Consider the following 22,108-nt stretch of genomic DNA (forward strand, 5'->3'; position numbering starts at 1 on the left):
CATCTCAATAGATGTCACCGAGGTCACGGTGCGGGAGCATCGCAGACACCACAACGCCGATATCCCTCAGGAACTGGCGTGCCGCACTCCTTGCATCTTGTTTCTTTGATCTTAGCCTTCCCAAGCACCCGATCATATCGCCAACCAGGCTCACCTGAGACGTCGACATAGACATCAGCGATCTTCATCGCGCCTCCGACGATGTTCGGCCCCTCCAGAAGCGTGGTTCCACCGGGAACATGGCCCAGTATCTCTTGATTGCCCGACCGATCGATCACGACACTCTGCACGCTCGATCCCACTGATGCCTTTCGGTCGTCCTGGTAAGCCACGTCTTTGACCGTCTTGACGACAAGCTTGCGCAATACCTTGGCCGTCGCACCCTTTTTGATCGCAGGAACCAGACGTCGTTGAATCTTTGCGGGGTGACGCGGCGTCGCACCAATCGCTAGCACGAGGAACGGATGCTGGGCTCCGCTCCGCCAGCTCATCTCTCGCCCGCTAACTGAAAGCACGGGATCGGCGTCCGCACGCTCTGGGCCGTCGATTGAATCATAGTTCGAGATTAACAGCGCAAACGGATTGCCGCGCTTAAATCCACCCATCACAAAACTGTGTCGGACGTTGATCCCTTGGCGTGCAATCGCGGCAAGCCGTGGCTCCGCGTCCGCCTTTAGGGCAGCTGCTGCGTCATCAATGGAAAGTCGGCCAAGGTCTGGGATTTCTGCAATCCAGTCGCTAGGCGTTCGCTTGCGAAAGTCACTTCCAATGCCGGTATAGGTAACAAAACCATGCCCATCAGCGAATTCGAGAAGAGTGAGTTTGTTAGACCGTTCAGTGACGATCTTGCCCTTCGGCGTTGTCAGCCTCCGATCGACCGCACAAATCGCGAAATCTCGTGTCAGAACGGATAGGTTGAAGGTCATGCCCAGCCAGATGGCGACGCTCCACCGGGTTGGCAATTGCTGGCCAAACATTGATCCAAGTAACCCGGTGCGCTTCACCGCATGAACGGTGCTAGGGTGATCTCATGAGCGACAAAGGACCCAAGATCACGTTCGGTGGTCGTCAGGCACGCGCCCTATGCAACATGAGCCATGCAGCCCGCCTCGACTTCATTGCCGAGGGCCTGCCTATCATTCTGCAAAGCGCCCGGGGCTTCTGGGACGCAGCAGAAGCGATCAAAACCAAGCCGCGGGAAGCAGCAGTGCTCACAGGCCTCGCTGAGGAAGAGTCAGCGAAGGCCCTTATCCTAATCGATCTGGTGCGGTGCCCGGTGCCCGAGGTTGGTAAGCGGATCGGTCGGATCGTTAAGAAGACGCTCTACGATCATCTCTCTCGTATGATCTATGCCAATGCTCAGTCATGGCGGCCAACAAACACCGCCCAGCTTCAGGAGTATGTCGACAACGAGCGACAAGGCCACCTTCTCGACGGAGGTATGAGCGAATACATCGTTCCCAATTGGTCGCTCTACCTTCGTGAGAGCACAATGTATGCCGACATCGAGGTCCACGAAGAAGGGATACCGCAGTGGAATGATCCCAATCGCTGGGGCGGATCCACTATGGCTATCCGCCCCATCGCATTGCAGATTGTCGAAGCCCTTGAGGCTCTGGGGGTTCTAACCCGTGCAGGCCTTCAAGCTACCAGTGATGTCTGGGGTAACGTCGACTTTGTACAAGAAGAAGGGCCGGTCGAAGCGCGCGAGCTCACTAAGCAACTTGGCGCTCGCCTAGACTCGGAAGGTTTGGTCACGGACCTCGCCACCGAGCAGCACGCGCGGCTCTTCTACGACTACTGGCAGCTTCCGATGTACAATCTCAAATTCGATATGATCGACGTACCGCTGGAACGGCTGGAAGCACAGCGAGAGGCCGCGTTCTGGAACGAGGCGGGCGAATACTAGCCTGCAAACCACGCTGTCATAGTGAAAGAATTCAGTGTCCGTGATTGTCTGAAAAAGGAGAAGGAATCGAGGGCGAGATAAAAGCAGCGCCGTCGGTCGGGCTGCAGGTGGTTGGTTTTGTTGCGTAATATGCGACGGCACCGTAAGATACCGTGCGGCGGCATTTGGAAAATCCCGTTTCTTTTCAATCTAAATAGCGATGGCGCTTAGCCGAATAGCACACCACACGGTCACGACATGCTTAAGAGAACTGGTCCGCGCTAGTCCGCAAGGATGTGTGCAGATGCATACATCCCAACCTATTTCACGGGTCGGCGCAATGGCGCGAAAACGGCGGCCCTTGCGTAGAATTGTCATGTGGCGCGTTCGGGACCCGATCACCGATAATTGGTCTCGATGGCGGGCCTGACCTGCTCCCCCTCCATGTCCCCAGGTCGGTCCGTCATCACCTTAAAGATGAAAGGACCGACCGGCATGTCGATATCAGGCGATAACGACCAGCGAGCAAGCCCGAAACGTCGAACCGACATCGAGCCGATCGCGATGCGTGTTCCCGAAGCCTGTCGCTATCTCGGGATTGGACGCAGCACCCTTTACGTACTGATCGGCGAAGGCGAGATCGAGTTCATCAAGCTTGGTAGTTCCACCCTGGTGCTAACTGAGAGTTTGAAAAGTTTAGTCGAGCGCAGGCGCGACGGTTTTGATGATAGCGAGAACGTAAAATAATGAACGCTCATCCAGGCCATGTTGACGCGATCACGCCGGATAACCTCACTAAGGCATCCCAGCGGGATTCTGGTCCACTCTCAATATCCGTACTTATCCTGTCTATCTTTGAATGCCTTCTCACCTCCCTCCATGGTCGAGGTGATCACGTCGCAAATCTCCGGCGTATCGATCGCGCCAGCACACGCGACCTTTCGCTCACCACTACTATCAATGTCTAGATAGGTAACGAGCTCACTCGCGCCATTGACGACGATATTTGCGTTGTGGCTCGCAAAGATGAGTTGGCGCTTCTGTTTTGCACTATGCAGCTTTTCCGTGAGATCGGTAATGATCTTATTATCAAGATCGCCCTCTGGCTGATCGATGATCAACGGCCCGCCCGGTTGCTCTAGCAGCATAAAAAGCAGAGCAGCGGCACGTTGTCCCTCCGATGCTTTCTCGAAAGAGATTTGCCTATCGCCATCGCAATAAGAAAGCTCAATTGATGGCTTCGGAACAGCTGTGCTGATTGCCTCCACGCGTGCCGTATCGATGCGCTCGCTGATCGCCATGTGTATCCGATCCGTATTGCCAAGCATATTCATCAGATCAGGACATTTTGGCTGCTCTTCGCCCGCCGCTGCACCAATTTGCCGCCAATAGAGAAGCGAAAGGCAATCAGTCCGGAGATTGTCAATTACGTCGATTGCGGCGTCAGCCTTCAAAGCATCGTCTAGCCCCTTGATGCGTGTGCCCTCCTGTGATCCCGTCTTGCTGGCAACATAATCCAGAGCCTCGGTGATCTCGGAGATATCTCCATTCTGATCAACGACAGCACGGATCTTGCCGCTCGACAGGGCTTCAATCTCTTTCGCCCAATCCTGGGTGCGTTCAGATCGCTGGCGACTTGCGTCTTTCAAGCCAGTTACGGCCTCCTGGAGTTCTTTTGCCGGATCACCAATGACCTTCAGCTCCGCTTCAAGATCATCAATCTGAGCAATGAGCTGGGTAATCTCCTCCCGCAGCTTGATGATTTGGGCAGTCACGGTCTTATGCTCACCAAGCTTTTCCAGTACTGCATCTCGGGCTTGGCGAGCCTTCTTAAATTCAGCTGCCCATTCGGCCTCTGCTCCGGCCATCACATTGCGTTTGGCGAGCATCTCAGACTTGAGCTTCTTCACGCCCTGACTGAACGCGCGATAAAGATCACGATATGCCGCGCGCACATGCTCGGTATCATCGGCAAGATCAGAGCTAAGGTCGCGATCGTTCAGTAATTCGCGTTCCATCGCGACCAATTCCGAATTGATTTGGTCGGCGTGCTTGGAGGCTTGAATGCGCTTCAGGTCAAACTCGTTGGCCTTGTCGAAGTATGCAACAGTTCTCCGATCCTCCTCCGACTGTTTTGGGAGAGTTTTCTCAAGAGCCTGAGCGCGCTGAGACAGAGAGTCACGGTTCGTCTTCAGTTGGCGCAGTTTCGCCTGCTTTGCCCAGTAGGAGGCAAGGTGCTCAATGCCATCTTTGACCTTCGCCTTGGCGGTCTCGATATCCTGCGCGAGGCGGTCATCCTCGCGCTTGTAGTCTAGGTTAACAAACTGAAGCAGATCGGCGAGCTGGGCCTTCTTACCCGCCTGCTTGCCAATCTCAGAAAGTTCGCCCTGGCTATAAACCACAGCCGGAAACAGCGCGCGCAACTCCTTGACCGTTACAGTTTGCGTTTCACCGTTCGGGTAAGTGACCTGCGGTTGGTATGCGTTCGCTTGTCCACGCTCGACTTTGAAAACTGCATTGTCCTGCACGAGTGTCAAGGTCACCCGCCCACCTTTGGAGATGAAGGTGTCATTGAGTAAGTCACCCAATCGCTCCGTTCCTGAATAATGGTTTCTTGGGACATCATAGCAGCTTCGTCCCAACCCGAATGAGAGGTATTCGAGTAGAGAACTCTTGCCGCTCCCCCGCCCGCCAATCGCCGAGACCAGCTCGGGGCTGAACGGAAGGCTCGTCTTTTGAAGTATGAGCGAGCCTTCGAAATCTAAAGAACCGACAACCAACGTCGGAATCTGAGGGGGTTCAATTCTTATGCGTGAGCGATGACCAAGAAAGGCCTGACGAATTCCTTCCGCCGTAGGTTCAGCGAGCTTGATCCAAGCGTTATTCTGACCAAGAGCATTGTAGTCGGCAGATCGGCTGTCAGAGGTGGGAAGAGGATAGATCTCGCGTGTTGACCAATTATTGTCTTTTCCAGACAGGCGCTTCCGGTTCTTTGTTCCAAGCGTGTTGATAGTCTGGCCGTTATCTAGGTATCCGCCAACATAGGGCATCCGCCGGAAATCTGCGTGTGAACCGTCGATCAGGACGGTATGATTGTTCCCTTGGGAAACGTTCGGCAAAATTATGTAGCGGCCCTTGAGACCAACTAGTGTATCAAGCTCGCTCGCGATGTCGGCATAATTGCAAGTAAGCTGTTGGACTTTTGGACTCTTGGCTGCTTTCTCGTCGAGGTCGGCATAGACGATCCCTAACTTGCCCTGTGCTTGCCTCTGCCAGTCCTCTGACAAGTCTGCATCGAATAGAATGAGGCACTGTTTTCCGCCGCTTGCAGTCAGCTCCATACCTGGAAAAAGCCACAGATCGAACCCGGGATCAACATTTCGGCGGTTGGCAATTTCCTGCTGAATGTATGGGATCATGACCATCTCGTGATGATCGGTGACAGCGATTGCCTCCAAACCTTTATCAGCACAAGTAGCAACGAAACTTGCCGCCCATTGCTGTCGTGAGGCATCTACGTCCGAGGCTTCAGCCTTCTTACCTGTTGCCTTGATTTCTTCAGAAATGCCGATTGGCCTTCGACCCGTCCAGTTCGGGTCGCGCGGCGTATGGACCTGAAAGTCGCACTTCCTCCAATAGGCGAAGCTCATTAACTGTCTCATTTTGAATTCAACGTTAGCGGGAATACCAGAGTAACGAAGGGTCGCAGTTTTTGCCAATATTTGCTTCATTTAGGCCGACGAGACTTCTACAAGCAAAAGCTGGAAGCAGATTGGCGAGAAATTTCAGTTCAAGCACTTTTGAAGTAGCTGCTTGAAGTCGGAAAAATCCTTCAGGCTCATCCGGTATTCGAGCTCTTCCCTCAACATCTCGGCGCCTGTCGTGAAACGGGAGGTCGTAAGAACAATCCCAGACGTTGCGCGACCAAGCTCGACAACCCCGCTGAGAGCCCGAACAACACCGACACCTACCGGCCTGTCTGGAGCATAGCGTTTACACTCAACAAAGGAGAGCATAGTGCCAAGATCATCGCGTTTAGCGATTATCAGGTCTTTGCCGCCATCCTTCTGGGCAGGCGTCAGGGTAACGTTATAGCCGAGCCGCTCAAACATCTCCGCGCTCAACTCCTCAAAGCGGCGAGGTTCAAGTTGGAAAACAATCTCAGGATCGCGACTGACAACTCTCAAAATTTGGTCATTGATCTCACGTACATCGGTGATGAATGTTCTACCCGATCGGGTCTTTGTGTTCACCGGACGTCCCGACGTATCGACCAATCCTGACTGAGAAAACGATGATAAAGACTCAATCATTTCAGCAGTGCTGGCATAAGTTTGGGCAAGCCCGCCGAGCAATGATGCTAGAAGTGCATTGCCGCCAGCGAGAGAAATTAACTCTGTGGGTGGCAAGCCCTGCAATCCCGCTTGTCGGCGGATGATTTCTGCAATTCGGTCGTCCGACATAGGTCCGATCTGAAGGCGATCATACTTACCGGTTTCTGGGATTGGTCGCGAAACAATAAGTACGTGAAGTTTAGGGTCGTGCTTAGCTGCGTCCTCCAAATGACCTAGAGCCCATTCGCGCCCCGGCCAAACCTCGTCCAATCCGTCGAAAACAAGTAGCCTCGGCAGATTATCAGCCTTTGTCTTAAGAACGCGATCAGGCTCGCCAGTGCCTGTGCAATACTCGATCCCGCCAGGATACTCATCAGCGAAAGCTCGCGCGTATTGAGAAGCCAACGTGGTCTTGCCGCTACCCGGTATGCCTTCAAGCACCAGCTTTCTCGTTTGGCTGCCAACCAATCTACGTCGAAGCTCTGACAATTCTTGCGTCCGTTCGACCTCAGACTCGCTCATCTTCTGGTCCCACTGTTCATGCAATGCCCGCATAACGGCCCTCTGATTAGACAGGAATGATGGCTGAGATTTGGTCCGCTTCAAGGAGCGACGGCAATCAATCTGGAACGCAAGAAATCCAAACACTGCGCTCCCAGCCTACTTTGGCCCCAACTACAATGAATCGAGATTGGGTCGTTCCATTCCTTCCGCAAAAACACGTCCCTCTACCAATTCCCGCCCGTGGTGCGCCAACTGGAATACCAGCAGTTCTTCAGCCCAGGAAGATCGGATTGCGCCTTCTTTTTCAAGCAATTCGATCAATTGCCTCATCTCGGCACGTGAGGTCCGAAGGCCGAGCAGATCAAGTGCAACTACCATTAGATGATCGTTAGCGGATCCGCGTAGGACATCGCCATCAAGCAGCCGCAAAATGGCCATTGCTTTGTGGGCTTGGACGGCCTCAGCGATTGCATCTTGGCTGTTGGCAAGCAGCTTAGCGGGACTTTCGACGCTCATGCTGAGAGGATCACCCTCAAGTTGGCTTCCGACGTTTTCTTCAAATACAGTTCGGTTGTTCCGAGCAGTTTCAGTGCGTCTTCCGTTATGGTGGCTATTGAAGCACCTGGCTGTACAAGGATCATCTCAAACTCCAACCGCGCGCGGCGCGCTTTGTCTTTGAAATACACTAGCTGCTTAGTGTCGCCCTTGAGAAATCTGCTCGCGCCTTCCCGCATCCAAATGTCCTGTCGGCGCTTAAGATCATGATAAAGAGAATTCATGCCTGCATGCTTGACCGTGACGCTTTTCTGAGCCTGACCGCAGACAGTGTAGAAGTTACGAATGTCGCGTGAGATCACTCCGCCATGCGCACCCTTGCAATGTATAAGGCAGAGCCTGATCGTCGTGTCGTCGACATCCTTTAGGCAGACAAGATCAGCGGCCTCGCCGCTTCCATCGTCGTTGAACACGATATCATACTCATCGGCGACTTGAGTGAACGTGCGGTATTGGATCGAGTCTTGGTTGCCAGCCTTGTGCATTGACTCCTGGTTGAGCGGAATTCCAGCCCAATCCCAGCTTTCAAGCCGGTCTCGGTCGAAGCTGCCAGCGTTAAGTGCGATGGGTATATGATAGCAGTTGTAAGAGTATGTGCCGTCAACATAGCGCACCAGGAAGGGGTCCTTCGCAAGGTACTCTTCGAGTGCGATTGCAGGTTCCTTGCCCTTCTGAAAGGTGAGGCGCGGTCCTGAGACGTGCTCGTGCAGGTAGCCACCCGGATGGCTTATATCGATGCGCAGCCGATATACCGATACAAGACCATTGCTCGAGATGCGAAGCAGTATCGAGCCATCATCCTCGGTGCCTTCGATCTCAAGGTCGACAAGGAACAGCGGGATCATGGAGTTACCGAAGCCGATGAATTGACGATCATTCAGACGAAGCTGTGCTTGCTCGCCCCATTGCAACGCGATCGGAGCGGACCCCCAAGGCTTCTCGAGGCGTTCAGGCCTTAGGAAGTCCCGAGTGATGTTAGTCTCTTCTGAGTGTGTGGCTGTTACCTTGCTCCAGGTGAATTTGACCCAGTCCAGCCACTCCGCAATTGAGCCACCTTTCTGCTGCCATATTTTGCCTCGGCGCTGAGTTCCTCCCCACAGCACGCGTTCGCCGTTCTCGTAGCCGAGGCAAGCGATGTTATTCAGAGAGGACTCCGCTTTTTCAATGCTTGCGAGTCCGTCGGTTACATTTGGTCCAAAATAAGAAGTGAAGCTGATCGCACCGACGCGCGATGAGCCTAGACTTTTAACAAGAGGCAATTCCACATTGTTCAGTATCTGAAAGATAGACTTGCCCGTGACCAGTTCGGTCTGATCGTCGGTCACTGCTCTGGCCATGGTTTCGGAGCGGAGAGCGGAATAATCACTAGCATAAAGCGCAAGGACCTCTTTCTCCTTGTCCCACCTCATAACTAAGAGATCATGCACGACGTCGATGACGTCTTGGTAGTTGCCCCACGAAACTTTTCCAGAATGCTGAACTACAGCGACCAGAACCTCTCCGTCGTCATCATATGCGTACCAACTCTCGGCACCCTTTGGGAGTACAGAAGTGTAGGCGCGGGGATTCCATGAGGCACACTTTGTCCGGAAGAACTGCGTCGATAGTGCTGGCCGGAGGTTCCAAAGCGATAAGTGCGCATGGAGGTCACCTGATGCGCGCAACTTGTCGACGACATCCTGAAGTCGCAGTTCCTCCTCGATCCGCTCCTCGCTCAATCGACGGATGAGCTTATCCCAATCCGCACCTTGCGCATAAAGATCGGCTAATCGCCTTTCGGCCTCTGGATCGGCGATGTTCGTAACCACCGTTGCCTCGCCAATGCTTCCGGGATCTCCTTTGCGTGTAAATCGACCGATAAACTGCAGAGTTATAGCGAGCGATTTGTGGGTGTCATGAAGCGCCGCCACTTTGAGGTTGGGAAGGTCGAATCCCTCCCCGAGCATATCAACACAAATAACGATCCGAGCGCCATCCGGACCGCGATCCAAGAGTTGGGCCAACGCCTCGCGGTTCGGAACGGTGCGCCCCGAACCCGAATAGACCATGACCGGGCGCAAATCTGACGCAAGGCGGGAGTAAAGTTCGTGAAGCTCAGCAGCGCGTTCCTTTGTGCGGGTACGCGCCATCAAAAGGTGATCTAGGCCCAACGTCTCGCGATCTCGACGCAAAGCTTCCAAGGCAGCCGATGCGATCTTATGATCGCGCCTGATTTGCTCGCCATATTCTTCGACCGCGATCAAGTTGATTGGTCGATAGTATCCTGCGGCTTGGGCGTCGCCCAGCTTGAAATTGAAGATAATCCGCCCATCGATCCGTTGGCTGTCGCGTCGAAATGGCGTCGCTGTGAATTGAACAACACGCTTCTCTGAAAAGTTGTCGCGAACTGACGACCACGTAGAGGCGGTGATATGGTGTGCCTCATCCACCATTAGATCGGTGCAACCTTCCAATAGAACTCGTCGAGCCACCGGTTCGCAGGCCTCCAGAGTGTTCGGCAGCGCAACGACCACGTTGGCCTCGCGCAGCAGGGTCTCCGCTTCTTCGATGGTGCGCAACCCAGCAGAGAGCGCAGCAACGCGGGGGCGCGCGACTTCCTGAGGCACTATTCCCGCATCCGGTAACACGCCAAGAGACAAGAATTTTCCAGCAATCTGAGATCGAAGCGGAACGCTCGGGACCAAAACGAGAGTGCGTCGAAGCCTTCGATAGACCAAGGTCGCCAGCATCGTTTCGGTTTTGCCTGTACCGGTCGGAAGCACGACGGTTGCTGGCTCAAACTGCGATCCAACAGCGAAATGCGCTGAAATAGCGTGAAGCGCTCCTATCTGGGGCGCTCTAAGTCCTGCTATACCTGCCTCTTCATCCTCGGTCGCGAATTGAAAGGTCCCGCTCCAACTGCGTGTCACAGCTTCCGGCGAGGATGCGTAGTCAGCCAACTCGTTCGCTTTGTCCCATGCCAGCTGTACAGCGGGCGGAAACTCTTCCGGCGCAGTACCGTCTCCAATGAGCACAGCCATCGAACCATCAATCCGTCGCGCGCCCTTCCGGCGGATGAGCAGCCTGTCGAATGGAGCGGCGAGATTCGTCTCGATCAAATCGTGGCCGGCAACATCGCTTGTTTTGATGGTTGCAGATGTAGTGGCCCCCAGAAACGGGGTTTGCTCGACTGCATTATTCCCGACATTGACGCGGCGTCTTGGCAATGCGGGAATGTCCAACTTCCCATGCCAAAGTGTAATCAATGACACTATGAGCTCCTAGATACTCGGAGGGCGACAAAGCAGCCGCTAGCGAAGGTGCTGTCTGACAAATTTCTGGATCGCTTGAGTGGGAGCTAAGGACGTCAAAGGCAGCCTCGCTTCGAATTCTCCCACACTCACGCGACCGCGCTCAAACGCTCGACCACCTTCGCCGCGTCCAATTCTAGGATTCGCCTCGTAGACATTGCGCCATTGCCCATCTTGCCAACTACAGTCGAGCCCGAGGCCATGAGGGTTAGCTGGCCGCCATACTGCAACGTCATGACCGCGATGTCGGACAAATCCGGTTTCGATTCCGTGCTCGAGATCGGTCACTCGATCGGACACAACTCGCAGCAGTGGAAAGCTAGAACTATCGAGGTAAACTCTCTGCCGTTGCGTCGTCACTGGGAGCTCCTGCCGAAACCTATTGGTTGTTGCATAATGAGAACTAACAGAGAACGAAAGGGCGGCTGGCAGTTTATCCGCAGACGGTAGCGGCCCGCAGATTTTAAGAGACTGAGTGTTCCCGACTTGGGACAACTAAGCACTTCGGGATCGTTCTGGATTTCGCGATGGCTGCTGCTCCGTGTCTTGCTTCACAACGCCGCTTGTATGTGCGATTGTTGTTGCGCGTATCGACCGAAAGTCGCGGCGCGGTAGCGGAAGCTGCAATCTCCAACGAAATTGGAACAGAACATGACTCAAACTCCATCTTACTCAACGCTATTTTCATGCCTTTATGACGAACGAGAGCCAATCGGCTACGTTGGCCGTGGCACACATTATTCAGTCTTTCGAAGTGTCGAATGGCTCGATGTCGAGCGAAAGCAACTCGCCAAGCCCCAGATTCATGACTTCGCTGTGATCTGGGACGAAGACCATGATGAGCGGATAATCGATGTCATCGAGCGCATCTACATGGCTGGCTTTCTCTCGCCGGTTCAATTCATTGGCGAACGCAAGGGTGGGCTGTCGATCGTGCTAGCCGCAAGGTATTATTGCGGATCGAGCGACGATTTTCGTGGCGAGGAGTTCTTCAGGCAGATTGAGCCCATCGTTTCAAACGTGAATGGCGACTCATGGAATCTAGAGATTGGTAGTTTCGATCGTCACGATACGAGTGCGCGGGGACACCAAACAGAATTGCCAAGCATCATTCAGGATAATGATGAGGTGGCTTTCACCTACCTCAAGAACATCGATAATTTGTGGCGGCTAGGAACCAAAGATTGGAGTCCGAAAGCGATCTACAACGACCCAATATCGGTACCATTTCCACCGGTCTCCCCCGACCCACTGCGAGAAACGGTCTAGGCCATCCTCGACGGAAATTAAGGGCTGCCCTGTGGGCGACCTGCTCTATCCGCTGCGCGGACCGGGCCCCTCGTCCCGGCCCATTCGGGTGACGATCAGGAGCAGTGGAAGTGGAGCGGGAGTTTCTGAAGGACGCGCTCTGTCCCGCACATCTCGCGATGTGCTCCTGAGGGCGCGGCGTTCTTGAGCTAACCCGCAGGCACTCTTGCCTCTCTCATTGCCGGACGCCCGCTGGCGCACTGATCGCGCGCGCAGGACGCCCGGCGGCTTCGCGCCGCCGCAAGGGTGCCGTTTCTTGTGCGGATCGCGGCTGCGATCCTTGCGCGGGAACGCCAAGGGCTTTGCCCTCTCGTTCCCGAAACCGCAAACAGACGCCCCCGGGTGGCGGGCTGACGCCCGCTGGCCCGCGCCAGGGCATCGGTTTGCGGTTTTCCCTCCCCCTCCCATCCTCGCCGGAAGGCAGGCGGCATGGCTTGGGCCATGCGCTGTAGCTCAAAGAGACCTCGCTATATTAAGGGAAGCGCTAATCAGTTGTGCTGCGCCTAATCTTCGTCCGTCACTCGCCAAGTTTCAAGATGACCGAAAATGAATAGCGGTAACGCTGACAGATTTATCTCTACAGGGTTAGGCTCCGGGGAAGCAACTTGCTCTAAGAGTGCCTGTTCGTTAGACAATATACAGAAAGAGGGAGCGAGGATCTGTGATAGCAATGTCAAAGCTGCTGTTATGCGGAACAATTATGCTACTGGCTTCGCCTTCGTTAGCCACGCAAGAGTCTGAACCCGTCAATGATCCTGAAACCATTGTAGTTACCGGACAGCGTCAGGCTGATGTTGAGGCGATACGCGAGGGCATTGATCAGATTTCACCATCTCTCGGTCCGACAGATCCGATTGCACGTTTTATTGATCCGATTTGTCTCGACTTTGCAGGACTTAGCCCGTCGCAGGAAGCTACGTTTCGTAAACTTATAACCTTTCGCGGCCAGAATGCCGGAGCACGCTTTGCGAAGACTGATTGTCGGACGAATGCATTGGTCGTAATCGTCGACGACCCCAAGTCATTCTTAGATGAAGCAAGAGAAAAGCAATCTAACTTAGTGAGCGCGAGCGACTATCGGAAATTAGAAGCATCGATTGCGGATGGTGATCCTGTAGTTGCAGTGCGTTCACAGGAAGTTCGCACGGCTTTGGGTAGGCCTGCGCCGCATACCGCTACGATCCCAGGTTTGACACTCCCCATGGCGGCATCGACAAAGGTCAACACGGACGCGCGTGCGCGCAGGGTAGGCCTCGAACAGAGCGCAGCCTTAGTTAACTCGATCGTTATCTTTGACGCGACAAAAGTCGCAGGACTTAACCTTGTCCAACTTGCCGACTATGCGGCGATGCGACTGCTGATTTCGAGCGACGTTAGTCCAGCTTGGCAAGGTGGCCGACCTGATTCCATACTTAAACTATTCTCGAACTCCACAGATGATATTGAATCCTCAATGACGGTGTTCGATGAATCCTACTTGGCTGCAGTATATGGCCTCCCACTAAATGCTGCGCCTTCCAGACTAAAATCACAGGTATTGGCGGGGTACCTGGAACGATCTCAGAACTAAAAAGAATATGCAAATTATGTCGGGGAGGATTCGGTAATGTCAAAACCGGTGCGTACTTATCGCATGGTGGATCTAGACGAAAGTTTAGCTAGGATCGAATTCGCCATCACGGTCTATACTGTTCCGCATTGTGGTAAATGCGACCGTGTCGTTTCTCACCTCGCGGAGACGGATCTTGGTCTCAGCTTCCATCTATTTCGTTGCTTGATGGATAAACGAGACGCAGGTCAAATGTTCAAAAAGTTGGGCAGCCTAGATCTTCCTATCGTTTCGCTGCATGCCAATGGCAAACTCGTGCACATCTCCCCTTACGGTGAGGGGCACAAACTTTTCCAAGCACTGGAACTAATACAAAAAGAAAGGGTCGCCGACTTCACATGAAGTTGGCGACCCTTCTCTTGAATTCAGCCGTCAGTAGGCTTCAGTATCACACATTTCTCCGCAGCCGTACACTTTTGTATAACGACCGCCCGCGACTTGCTGAAGTTCGTCTTGGGAAAGCTCCCGGGCCATGCGCCTCTGAGCCAATCTGACGGTAGTGCTTTTTGCTGATTGTTTTGACATAGGCTTCTTCTCCCTAGTTAATGCTCTCTTGGAGCGGCATACACACTAGCTAGCAAGCGCTGACTGTCAATCGCTGAGCCTCTGAGCGAGATTTTACATATTCTAAAGGGACAAAAAATTGCGGTTACTCATTATTTCCCTTCCAATAGATCAACACTCTACAATTGCTGCGTATCATTTATCTGAGATGGGCTTCGATGTGAGGTTTTGGTGTCCTTCAGATCTACCGAAGCGAACCACAGCTTCTATATCTATTGGAGGAGGAACCCGCGTATCCTTGGGAGTCCATGGTGACGAACCTGCAGAGACGGTGCTTTTTCGCAAGTGGAGTGGGCCAGTCCTGCCTGACGATCTTCATCCGGCAGATCGAGATATAGCATCTCGTGAATTCGAACATTTCGGAACTGGGATACTCGATGCTCTGCACCCCGCAGCACGCTGGATCAACGCTCCACGTTCGGCACGTATGGCAACAAAGATCCGGCAACTACAGGTTGCCGAAGCTGTTGGGTTCAATATTCCGCGCACCTGCATTTCAAACAATCCTCAAGATATTCGCGCGTTTGCTGAGGCTGCGAATCAGAAAGTCGTGTTCAAGTCATTCACTCCAGCCGTCTGGGAAGACCTGAGCGAACGCCAGTACGTCACCATGACTTCGAGAGCTGATCCAGAGCTGATGTCCGACGATCTCGCGCTCAGCTATTCTCCAGCAATATGGCAAGAGGAAATTGCGAAGGCTTTTGAGCTTCGGATTACCATGTTCGAAGATGAAGCCGTAACCGTTCGAATCGATAGCCAACGGACTGATCACGGTACGGTAGATTGGCGAGCCGCAGGACATGATATCCCTGTCGTCGACCACCAACTGGACATAACCAACTACAATCTTTGCCGTGAATTGATGAGAAAGCTGGGTCTGGCCTTTGGAAGCATCGACGCGATCGTCGATCATTCAGGAAAGCTCTGGTTCCTTGAGGTAAATCCGGCTGCGCAATTCTTGTGGATTGAGGATATCAACCCCGAGATCAAACTCTTAGGTCCATTCCTTAGTATGCTAGCCGGAGAGGATGTCCGCGACAGGACACCAACATTGAAGGAAACCTTGGCCGACAGTGCGTATCTCCATTACGAAGCGGAGTTGCGAGATAGCCATGAACAAGTCATGTCCTCTTTCAAAAGTTATGAGTAGGGCAGAATTTGGGCGGGGACGAAACGATTGAACGTTCGGGTCAAAACCGAGACACTGGTCTATTTCGCACGGAAGTCTTCGAAGCGCGCAAGGCCAAGAACGACGGCCGCGTCAATTTACTACCGTCAGTCAGCTGGCACGTCATTACAGCAATCTTGCTGGGATTGTTTTTAGGAGGCGTAGCGTTCGTAGCACTTGTACCGCTAGCTCGAACGGAAACAGTAGACGGTGTCATCTGGCCTCACGGAAAACCAGTTTCTTTGGATAGCCCGATTTCCGGAACAATTACCTCCATTTCGGCAGGTGAAGACGATTTAGTCGATGAGGGTGAGTTGCTCGTTACTGTGGCTGATCGCACCGCTATCGGCTTTGGTGAGGACGCCGCAAAGATTGTTGAGAGAGGAATTGAAGCAAGGCGTTTGTTGGTCGCGAATGAGATGGACGCTGCGCGGAGAGACAACGAACTCGCTATTTCGGAACGTCGATCGAGGATCGGCGCTCTAATTTCTTCGAAAGCAGCTACACAAAACCAGATTACACGACAGCTTGAGCTGTTGGCCAGCGCGCGGGAAGATTTCGAGATAGCGCAAACCGTGGCTGTAGGCGGCTTTATCAGTCGCCAAGACTTAGCGAGACGTCAGGAGGCAGTTCTTGCTCGCGAGCAAGTACTTGCGCAATTGAAGCAGGAGATTGTCGACATCGAATCTCAGATCGCCATTGAAAGGGCCGGTATCAAGCGAGACACCGAGTCACTGGCAACCCGTCTGGCCTCCTTAGAATCGACGGAAGAAGCCTTCGGTCTGGAAAGCGCTCAAGCAGCCCGAAACTCAAGTGTTGCTCTGCTGGCGCCGGTTTCGGGAAGAGTTGGAGCGCTGAGACGAACACCCGGGCAGCGGATCGCTGTGGGCGAAGAGATTTTGTTGATTGCCAATGATAAACTCGAATGGCTGGTCGAGCTCCAGGTACCTTCTAGCGCCATATCGCGTGTCCGCGTAGGAGGCGCCGTAGAGTTACGCGTGGCTTCTCTCCCGTACCAGCAATACGGAACCATTGAAGCGACGATAACCAGGATTGCGACAATCCCAGAACAGCGCAGCGATTCAGATGGTTCATCCACTTATTATAGGGTGAACGCCCGCATGAACCCATCCTCAGAATTAAGTGCCTCCCTGAGCTCAGTACAAGGGCTACCGGTCGAAGTCGTCATGCATATCGGACGTGCGACTATACTCGAACAGATTTTGGCTGAGCGCACCAGAGTCCAACTATGAGCCTCGCGATAAGATGAAGATTGATCTGGGCATTTTCCCCGGCGAGAAAATGAAATTGGTCCGACAAACCGAGATGTCGGAATGCGGTCTAGCATGTGTGGCGATGGTTGCGTCTCATTGGGGCGTGGATCTCGATATGGCGAGCCTCCGGCGACGATTTTCCATTTCTCAGCGAGGGGCAACCATAAACACCCTGATAGTCGTAGCAAATAAGCTCGGTCTTTCGGCACGACCTCTAAAGGTACCCCTAGAAGAGCTCCAGTACGTTCGGTTCCCTGCCATCCTCCATTGGGACCTCAATCATTACATTGTTATTCAGAAGTTGGAGCGCGGAATAGCTACAATTTTTGACCCGGCGGCATCCATCAAGAAGCTGACGCTAACTGAACTCTCTGACCACTTTACGGGCATCGCCCTCGAACTCTCTCCTGTCGAAAATTTTCATCAGCCTGAGCCGTCCCCGAGATTGCGCTTTTCTCAGCTTTGGCGCGGTGTTTCCGGTCTTAAACGGACGCTTTTACAGATTGCGGTACTAACGGTCGTCACACAGGCTTTTATACTACTCTCTCCTTATTTTCTACAACTTGCTGTTGACCACGTCATACCGGCTTCTGACTTGCCATTCTTGCTAATTTTGAGTCTCGCGTTCGGTATTTTTGCCATAATTTACGCGATGTCATCGTTTCTCCGTTCATTTGTATTTTTATCATCAGGAACATTACTTAGCTTCGTCATGGCGAGCAATGTCGGAAGGCAACTCTTCCGACTGCCGGTGGCCTGGTTTGAGCGCCGCCATGTCGGCGATATTCTTTCGCGTTTTCAATCACTACAACCGATCCAAGACCTTTTGATCAAGGGCTCCGTTGTAACGGCTCTCGATGGCGTTCTGGCTATCGCGATCCTCATCGTGATGTTTCTTTACAGTGCTCTCCTCGCATCCATCTCTCTTGCCGCCTTTTTACTTTACCTATTAGTACGCTTGGTTCTGTTCCGGTTTGAGCGGAGGGCAACTGAAACCGCCATAGCGATGCGGGCGAAAGAGCAGTCGACATTGATAGAAAGCATCGACGGGATTGTACCGTTGCGCCTCTCAAGTAAGGAAAGTGCACGTTTTTCGTTATGGCAGAACAAGTTAAATGATAGTTTGAACGCCGATGTATCCGAAGAACGAGTACGCATCTGGCAGGAAACTTCGAATATCCTTATCCTACAATTAGAGACCATTATTGTCGTTGCGTTTGCGATAAGCTTTGTTCTCAACGAGCAATTTTCTGTGGGAATGGTGTTTGCTTACTTGGCTTACAAAACGCAGTTTTTACAAAGTGCCTCCAAACTCGTCGACAAATTCATCGAGTTTCGGATGCTCGGTCTCCATCTTGAGCGGATCTCGGATATCGCCCTAGCGACAAGAGATATCAGCTTCGACTATCCGGGAAATGATGAAAACAAACTGAAGGGAGCTATTGCCCTAAATGACGTTGATTTTAGATTTTCGGATGCCGATCCTCTAGTCCTAAATTCGGTTTCACTATGTGTCGCGTCAGGCGAGCACGTGGCAATCAAGGGGCCGTCGGGGGGCGGCAAATCGACATTGGCTAAAATTCTGCTCGGCCTCCTTGAACCGACATCCGGAGATGTCACAGTCGACGGCGTGCCAATCCGCGATTTCGGCTACCAGCAATACCACGACAGTGTCGCTGCTGTGCTTCAGGACGATGTTCTGTTTTCCGGATCGATTGCCGAGAATATCGCTCTATTCGAACCCGGCGCAGACCTAGATAGAATCCGCGAAGCCGCTAAGGCTGCAGCTATCTCGGATGACATCGAAAAAATGCCGATGAAGTACGAAACGTTCGTCACTGAAAGGGGCTCCAACCTCTCGGGCGGGCAAAGACAGAGACTCTTGCTTGCGCGCGCGCTCTTTCGCAATCCCCGCCTGCTACTGCTGGATGAGGGGACCTCAAGCTTGGACACTTGGCATGAGCGTAAAATCAACGAGGCAATTAGAACGCTTCGAATCACTAGAATCGTCATCGCCCATCGGCAGGAAACCATTGATCAGGCGAATAGAGTATTCGAAATGAAAGACGGCTCACTCACTGAAATAGCGCCAAGTCCCCGCTAAGGCCGTGATACGCAAATTGGGTTTATTCGTTCTAAACCTTGGGAAATTTTACCAATCGCCAGTAAGAATAATCGGGCCGTTCCCATTATGTTGAGTCACCGATGAATTCGAAAGCGAAGTCGTAAATAGGCAGTCTGGCGCCACGTTTATCTTACAACTATAGGTGCACGATTCGGTATGCGTTAGGCAATAATCGCGGTATACTCCTGACCGTTCACTGTGCCAGAGCAGTAAGCGCCCCATGCTTCCATCAGTTTCACCCGCGCCCCCGGCTTTTGCTTAGTTCCTAAATACGTTGTGCGGCGATAAGCAGCTTGCACAGCATCGGGCGTCTTGTGCGCCAGGGCGGCCTCGACCACGGGATTGGGGAAGCCTTCATTTGCTGCCCAGTCCGTGAAGGCAGAGCGAAAGCCATGGACGTGAAAGGGTTCCTGCATGTCGCGCAGCACCTTGAGCAGTGTCATGTCGGACATCGCTTTGCCCGTTGCCCCAGAAAATACTACTTCAGCCCCCTCGACGCGGAACGCATCCGCCTTCGCGAGGACTCCCAGTGCGGCCTTGGAGAGCGGGACCACATGTGCCTTACTTCGTTTCATGTGTTCGGCGGGGATCGTCCAAAGGCGTTCTTCCAGATCGAATTCTTCCCACTTGGCGAGTCGGATCTCCTGCGAGCGCGTGCCGGTCAGGATAAGGAGATCGAGCGCGAAACGTCCGAAGGATGGCTTGCGCCTCAGTGCGGTCAGAAACGAAGGAATGGCGACATAGGGCATCGCTTTGCGGTTCTGGGTTTTCTTGATCTGCCGTGGCAGGCCCCTCCCTGCTTTCAGGCTACTATTGCCCGATGGCGCTTCGGTCGACCGCCAGCCTTTGGCATGCGCATAGTCCAGCACGGCGCAAATCCGATTGCGAACCTGGCGCGCGGTTTCAGGGATTTCCTGCCAAATCGGCGTGAGTACATCGATGATGTCAGTTGCGGCGATACTGCCAGTCGGCATGTCACCAAGCTTGGGGAAAGCATAGTTCTCCAGACTGGCGAACCACTGGCGCGCGTAGACGGCGCTCTTCCAGCCCGCCTCGTTTTCGGAGTGATACTGTGTGGCGGCTTCGCGGAAGGTCACCTTGGCGGCCGCCTCGTCCCTGCGCTCAGTGAGAACATCGCGCTTTTCGATCTTCACGGCCTTGCGCAGTTCGTTGGCTTTCTCGCGGGCCTGCGCCAGTGTGACCAGCTTTGCGCTCCCCACTCCGATGTCTCGTCGCTTCCCGTCTTGCTGGAGTCGGAGCAGCCATGAAGCCGAGCCGGTTTTCCCAACTTTGAGAAAAAGACCGTCACCATCCTGATACGTGCCGGGATTCGCTAAAGCTGCCTTTACCGCTACCGCCGTGAGCTTGCCCATTTCCTTCCCCACATTTCCGCAGGCCGTTCCGGAAAATACAAGTGTGGGGAAGAGTGTATCTTTCCCCACACCTTCCCCACACTAGGCCTCGGATGCGGGTGGATCGCGACGGCTGCTAGGGGACGGAATAGGGGCATTATACCGCAGAAATTCAAGGGTTTCCATGGATTTCTGGGGATGCAGATAGATGCTGAAAGAAAGAGCGGTGGTGGACAGGGCTGGATTCGAACCAGCGTACGCTTGCGCGGGCAGATTTACAGTCTGCTGCCTTTAACCACTCGGCCACCTGTCCACACCGGTTCGCCATCTTTCCCGAAAAACGGGCGAAAGAGCGGGGAGGCTCTGGGCCATCCCCTGCCGAGAGGCGCCCCTTTGGCGAAGCGGCGCTTGCCTGTCAATGCCCTCGCTGGCAGGAGCGCGACGCAATCTCGAATACAGGACATGAAGCATGGCAAAAGGCGAACGCAAACGCGCATTGAGGGGCCGGGCCGGCCGCATGAAGGGCGGTCGGGGAAGCGGCCGGGCGAGTCCTGGACAGGTCCGTCTGTGGGGACGCCACGCGGTCGAGGCGGCGCTCAAGAACCCGGACAGGCAGCACCGCAAGTTGTGGGCGACACGCGAAGGCGTAGCCTCGCTGGACGGCGAATTGCCGGAAGATTTCCCCGTCGAATATGCCGACGTCCAGGACCTCGCCCGCCTCGTCGCCAAGGATGCCCCGCATCAGGGACTGGTTCTAGAATGCGCGGCGCTGGAAGACCGCTTCCTCGACGAAGTTCTCGACGGCGATCCGGCGCGTCCGATCATCGTGCTCGATCAGGTAACCGATCCGCACAATGTCGGCGCGATCATGCGCTCGGCAGTCGCCTTCAATGCGGCCGCCCTCGTCACGCAGGACCGGCACGCGCCTCCCGAAGGCGGGGTCATTGCCAAGTCGGCGTCGGGCGCGCTCGAAACGCTGCCATGGATCCGCGTGGTCAACCTTGCCCGCGCGATGGAGGAAATGGCCGATGCAGGGTATTGGCGCATCGGTCTGACCGGTCACACCGAAACCACCTTCGGGGATGCGCTGCCGGCCGGACCCGTGGCGATCGTCCTGGGCGCCGAGGGCGAAGGCATGCGCCAGAACATCGAAACCCATTGCGATGCGCTGGCGAAATTGCCCATCTCTAACGAAATCGAAAGCCTCAACGTGTCCAACGCTGCGGCAATCGCGCTATATGCGGTGGCTACCAGGGGCTGATTTCTAACGGGGGGATTTTGCTGTGATGAATATTTCGACGAAGCTGCGCGCGTGCGGACTTGCGATGGCGAGTTCGCTGGCGCTCACGGGCTGCCTGCTTACGCCGGGTGCCTTCACCAGTGAGCTGCAGCTGATGCAGGATGGCACTTTCAGCTACAGCTACGATGGCGAGATCCAGATGCTCGCGCTTTCGAAACTGGCGCAGATGGCCGACCAGCCCGAAGAATTTGAAGCCGAATGCTGGGACGAGGACTACGAAACCCGCAAATGCACACCTGCCGAAGTCAACGAGCAGCGCGCCGAATGGGATGCGAATGCCAGCGAGCGCGAGGCCGAAAGCAAGCGCGAAGCCGAACAGATGAAGGCGTTCCTAGGCGGGATAGACCCGTCGAACCCCGAAGCGGCGCAGGAACTCGCCGCAAAGCTCGAACGGCAGCGGGGCTGGGAAAAGGTTGCTTATATGGGCGACGGGCTGTTCGACGTCGACTTCCGCATCAAGGGCCGGACGACGCATGACTTCGCCTTTCCGGTGATCGAGAAGATGCCCATGGGCAATATGTTCGTGACCGTGGTGCTGCGTGACGAGGGGCAAATCCGCGTCGATGCGCCCGGCTTCGCTGCGCAGGGCGGCGGCAATCCCATGCAGGGCATGATGTCGGGCATGGCTGGGATGGCGCAGATGTCTGAAGAAAACGGGGAGGACCTTGGCAAGGTAGTCGTGCCGGACGGCACCTTCACCATCGTCACCGATGGCCGTATCCTGGCCAACAATACCGATGAGGGTCCGACTGCCAACGCGCGCGGCCAGGCGCTGGTGTGGCAGATCAGCCCGCGTACCGAGCAGGCACCGACCGCCCTCATCGCGTTCGACTGATT

16 protein-coding genes and 1 tRNA gene are annotated in these 22,108 nt (G+C 54.3%); 10 read left to right on the forward strand and 7 right to left on the reverse strand.

Annotated features, from left to right (window positions below; all coding sequences use genetic code 11):
* Positions 1-23 precede the first annotated feature (23 nt).
* Positions 24-977: a hypothetical protein gene (locus GRI69_RS05035; protein WP_237452952.1), complete on the reverse strand. Its 954-nt coding sequence runs from the start codon at positions 975-977 to the stop codon at positions 24-26.
* 53 nt (positions 978-1,030) lie between these two features.
* Between GRI69_RS05035 and GRI69_RS05040 the strand changes: the two genes are divergently transcribed.
* Complete coding sequence (locus GRI69_RS05040) at positions 1,031-1,909, forward strand: hypothetical protein (RefSeq protein WP_160727183.1); 879 nt, start codon at positions 1,031-1,033, stop codon at positions 1,907-1,909.
* 396 nt (positions 1,910-2,305) lie between these two features.
* Complete coding sequence (locus GRI69_RS05045; protein ID WP_237452953.1) at positions 2,306-2,635, forward strand: helix-turn-helix domain-containing protein; 330 nt, start codon at positions 2,306-2,308, stop codon at positions 2,633-2,635.
* Positions 2,636-2,715: 80 nt separating this feature from the next.
* Here the strand turns inward: GRI69_RS05045 and GRI69_RS05050 are convergent, their stop codons facing one another.
* From GRI69_RS05050 to GRI69_RS05065, 4 genes are all read right to left on the reverse strand, one after another.
* Positions 2,716-5,538 (reverse strand): TrlF family AAA-like ATPase, encoded by a 2,823-nt coding sequence (locus tag GRI69_RS05050; RefSeq protein ID WP_160727185.1) that lies wholly within the window; start codon positions 5,536-5,538, stop codon positions 2,716-2,718.
* Between the two features lie 135 nt (positions 5,539-5,673).
* A complete protein-coding gene (locus GRI69_RS05055) occupies positions 5,674-6,744 on the reverse strand; it encodes a restriction endonuclease (RefSeq protein WP_160727186.1) in 1,071 nt (356 codons plus the stop codon).
* A gap of 153 nt (positions 6,745-6,897) precedes the next feature.
* Positions 6,898-7,242 (reverse strand): hypothetical protein, encoded by a 345-nt coding sequence (locus tag GRI69_RS05060; RefSeq protein WP_160727187.1) that lies wholly within the window; start codon positions 7,240-7,242, stop codon positions 6,898-6,900.
* Positions 7,239-10,532, reverse strand: coding sequence for a DEAD/DEAH box helicase family protein (locus GRI69_RS05065; RefSeq protein WP_160727188.1), 3,294 nt, complete (start codon positions 10,530-10,532; stop codon positions 7,239-7,241). Before GRI69_RS05065 ends, GRI69_RS05060 begins: the two co-directional genes overlap by 4 nt.
* 690 nt (positions 10,533-11,222) lie before the next feature.
* On the opposite strand from GRI69_RS05065, the gene GRI69_RS05070 reads away from it, so the two are divergent.
* The 6 genes from GRI69_RS05070 to GRI69_RS05095 all read left to right on the forward strand — a co-directional run bounded on the left by GRI69_RS05070 (position 11,223) and on the right by GRI69_RS05095 (position 18,598).
* On the forward strand, positions 11,223-11,840 hold the full coding sequence (locus tag GRI69_RS05070; protein ID WP_202391856.1) for a hypothetical protein: 618 nt from the start codon (positions 11,223-11,225) through the stop codon (positions 11,838-11,840).
* A 709-nt stretch (positions 11,841-12,549) separates the two neighbouring features.
* Positions 12,550-13,449, forward strand: a complete 900-nt coding sequence (locus GRI69_RS05075) for a hypothetical protein (protein ID WP_160727189.1) — start codon at positions 12,550-12,552, stop codon at positions 13,447-13,449.
* 36 nt (positions 13,450-13,485) lie between these two features.
* Positions 13,486-13,830 carry a hypothetical protein gene (locus tag GRI69_RS05080; protein WP_160727190.1) on the forward strand — a complete coding sequence of 115 codons (345 nt, stop codon included), beginning with the start codon at positions 13,486-13,488 and terminating at the stop codon, positions 13,828-13,830.
* Positions 13,831-14,323: 493 nt separating this feature from the next.
* Positions 14,324-15,202, forward strand: a complete 879-nt coding sequence (locus tag GRI69_RS05085; protein ID WP_237452955.1) for an MvdC/MvdD family ATP grasp protein — start codon at positions 14,324-14,326, stop codon at positions 15,200-15,202.
* 8 nt (positions 15,203-15,210) lie between these two features.
* Positions 15,211-16,473 carry an HlyD family secretion protein gene (locus GRI69_RS05090; RefSeq protein WP_160727192.1) on the forward strand — a complete coding sequence of 421 codons (1,263 nt, stop codon included), beginning with the start codon at positions 15,211-15,213 and terminating at the stop codon, positions 16,471-16,473.
* Between the two features lie 13 nt (positions 16,474-16,486).
* The gene (locus tag GRI69_RS05095; RefSeq protein WP_160727193.1) at positions 16,487-18,598 is read left to right on the forward strand and encodes a peptidase domain-containing ABC transporter; all 2,112 of its coding nucleotides are present in this window, start codon (positions 16,487-16,489) and stop codon (positions 18,596-18,598) included.
* Positions 18,599-18,780: 182 nt separating this feature from the next.
* On the opposite strand, the gene GRI69_RS05100 is transcribed toward GRI69_RS05095, so the two are convergent.
* Both GRI69_RS05100 and GRI69_RS05105 read right to left on the reverse strand, forming a co-directional pair.
* The gene (locus GRI69_RS05100; protein ID WP_160727194.1) at positions 18,781-19,992 is read right to left on the reverse strand and encodes a tyrosine-type recombinase/integrase; all 1,212 of its coding nucleotides are present in this window, start codon (positions 19,990-19,992) and stop codon (positions 18,781-18,783) included.
* A gap of 206 nt (positions 19,993-20,198) precedes the next feature.
* Positions 20,199-20,284: transfer RNA gene (locus GRI69_RS05105), tRNA-Tyr, on the reverse strand.
* A 156-nt stretch (positions 20,285-20,440) separates the two neighbouring features.
* Here GRI69_RS05105 and rlmB point away from each other — a divergent pair.
* Positions 20,441-21,232, forward strand: a complete 792-nt coding sequence (rlmB, locus tag GRI69_RS05110; protein ID WP_160727195.1) for a 23S rRNA (guanosine(2251)-2'-O)-methyltransferase RlmB — start codon at positions 20,441-20,443, stop codon at positions 21,230-21,232.
* A 25-nt stretch (positions 21,233-21,257) separates the two neighbouring features.
* Positions 21,258-22,106 (forward strand): hypothetical protein, encoded by an 849-nt coding sequence (locus GRI69_RS05115; protein WP_160727196.1) that lies wholly within the window; start codon positions 21,258-21,260, stop codon positions 22,104-22,106.
* Positions 22,107-22,108 lie beyond the last annotated feature (2 nt).

The organism is Qipengyuania vulgaris, assembly GCF_009827325.1.
In the GTDB taxonomy this organism is placed as follows: domain Bacteria; phylum Pseudomonadota; class Alphaproteobacteria; order Sphingomonadales; family Sphingomonadaceae; genus Qipengyuania; species Qipengyuania vulgaris.